Genomic DNA, 1,640 nt, shown 5'->3' on the forward strand with positions numbered 1-1,640 from the left:
GACGGGAATGTCGTGGTTGCCGCGACGGGCTCGGTTGCGGGTGCGACTGGCGTATCCCTGACGGCAACGACGGGCAGCCTGACGCAGGCCTCTGGTTCGCTGATCGATGGTGGCACGGGCAGCGTGACGCTCTCGGCTGGCACGGATGCCACGATCGGTCACGTGAAGACGGGTGGCACGGGTACGATCGGCATCGCGTCTGTGGCCGGCCGGCTCGACCTGACCGATGCGATCGAGGCCGCAAACGGTTCGATCGGTGTGACGGCGCAGACGGCTCTTGCACTGTCGTCCGGCGCCAGCGTGACGGCGACGGGTGCCGGCGGCGTATCCCTGACGGCAACGACGGGTGCCCTGACGCAGGCCTCTGGCTCGCTGATCGATGGCGGCACGGGCAGCGTGACGCTGTCGGCGGGTACCGATGCCACGCTTGGTCAGGTGAAGAGCGCGGGGGCGGTATCGGCCTCGGCTCTTGGTGGTTCTGTCGAGCTTGCCGATGCGCTGAGTTCGTCGGGTGGTTCCGTCACGGTGACGGCTGACGGGAATGTCGTGGTTGCCGCGACGGGCTCGGTTGCGGGTGCGACTGGCGTATCCCTGACGGCAACGACGGGCAGCCTGACGCAGGCCTCTGGCTCGCTGATCGATGGCGGCACGGGCAGTGTGACCTTGTCGGCGGGCACCGATGCCACGATCGGTCACGTGAAGACGGGTGGCACGGGTACGATCGGCATCACGTCCGTTGCCGGCCGGCTCGACCTGACCGATGCGATCGAGGCCGCAAACGGTTCGATCGGTGTGACGGCGCAGACGGCTCTTGCATTGTCGTCCGGCGCCAGCGTGACGGCGACGGGTGCGACTGGTGTATCCCTGACGGCAACGACGGGCAGCCTGACGCAGGCTTCTGGCTCGCTGATCGATGGCGGCACGGGCACGGTGACCTTGTCGGCGGGCACCGATGCCACGATCGGTCACGTGAAGACGGGTGGCACGGGTACGATCGGCATCACGTCCGTTGCCGGCCGGCTCGACCTGACCGATGCGATCGAGGCCGCAAACGGTTCGATCGGTGTGACGGCGCAGACGGCTCTTGCACTGTCGTCCGGCGCCAGCGTGACGGCGACGGGTGCCGGCGGCGTATCCCTGACGGCAACGACGGGCGCCCTGACGCAGGCGTCTGGCTCGCTGATCGATGGTGGCACGGGCACGGTGACCTTGTCGGCGGGCACGGATGCCACGCTTGGCCAGGTGAAGAGCGCGGGTGCGGTCTCTGCCTCTGCTCTTGGTGGTTCTGTCGAGCTTGCCGATGCGCTGAGTTCGTCGGGTGGTTCCGTCACGGTGACGGCTGACGGGAATGTCGTGATTGCCGCGACGGGCTCGGTTGCGGGTGCGACTGGTGTATCCCTGACGGCAACGACGGGCAGCCTGACGCAGGCTTCTGGCTCGCTGATCGATGGCGGCACGGGCACGGTGACCTTGTCGGCGGGCACCGATGCCACGATCGGTCACGTGAAGACGGGTGGTACGGGTACGATCGGCATCGCGTCCGTGGCCGGCCGGCTCGACCTGACCGATGCGATCGAGGCCGCAAACGGTTCGATCGGTGTGACGGCGCAGACGGCTCTTGCACTGTCGTCCGGCGCCAG

Annotated in this window: 1 protein-coding gene; it reads left to right on the top strand. The window is 68.0% G+C overall.

The genetic code is table 11. The features are described 5' to 3' along the window. A partial coding sequence (locus F3H95_RS27345; protein WP_188134513.1) for an S-layer family protein occupies positions 1 to 1,640 on the top strand: 1,640 nt, incomplete at both ends.

Origin of the sequence: Rhizobium sp. RU35A (genome assembly GCF_900156005.1) — a bacterium.
GTDB classification, from domain to species: Bacteria; Pseudomonadota; Alphaproteobacteria; order Rhizobiales; family Rhizobiaceae; genus Neorhizobium; species Neorhizobium straminoryzae.